Annotated in this window: 1 pseudogene; it reads left to right on the top strand. The window is 68.5% G+C overall.

The annotated features are described in order from the left end of the window. Window positions 1-581 (top strand): annotated as a pseudogene (locus tag SNR22_RS29185) (2-oxoglutarate ferredoxin oxidoreductase subunit alpha); the annotation flags it as partial.

Below are 581 nucleotides of genomic sequence, written 5' to 3'. Positions count from 1 at the left end.
CCGGTGTTCCTCGGGGCCTACCCGATCACCCCGGCGTCGGACATCCTGCACGAGCTGAGTAAACACAAGCGGTTCGGTGTGGTCACCATGCAGGCCGAGGACGAGATCGCCGCGATCGGCGCGGCACTCGGCGCCTCGTACGGCGGTGCGCTCGGCATCACCACCACCAGCGGCCCCGGCGTGGCGCTCAAGAGCGAGACGATCTCGCTCGCGGTGGCCCTGGAGCTGCCGTTGGTGATCGTGGACGTGCAACGGGCCGGCCCGTCGACGGGCATGCCGACGAAGACCGAGCAGGCCGACCTCAACATGGCCCTACACGGCCGCCACGGCGAGGCCCCGATCGCGGTGATCGCCGCGAAGTCCCCCTCGGACTGCTTCCACGCGGCCATCGAGGCCGCCCGGATCGCACTGACCTACCGCACCCCGGTGATCCTGCTGTCAGACAACTACGTCGCCAACGGCTCCGAACCGTGGCTCCTACCCGACGTGGATTCCCTACCCGACCTACGGGTCGAGTTCGCCACCACACCCAACGGCGAGAACGGCACCTTCCTGCCATACCTACGGGACCCACAGACCCT

It is taken from the genome of Micromonospora sp. RTGN7, from assembly GCF_033804645.1.
Lineage (GTDB): Bacteria > Actinomycetota > Actinomycetes > Mycobacteriales > Micromonosporaceae > Micromonospora.
The sequence above is the reverse complement of the archived record's forward strand: the minus strand, read 5'-3'. Positions and strand labels throughout refer to the sequence as shown.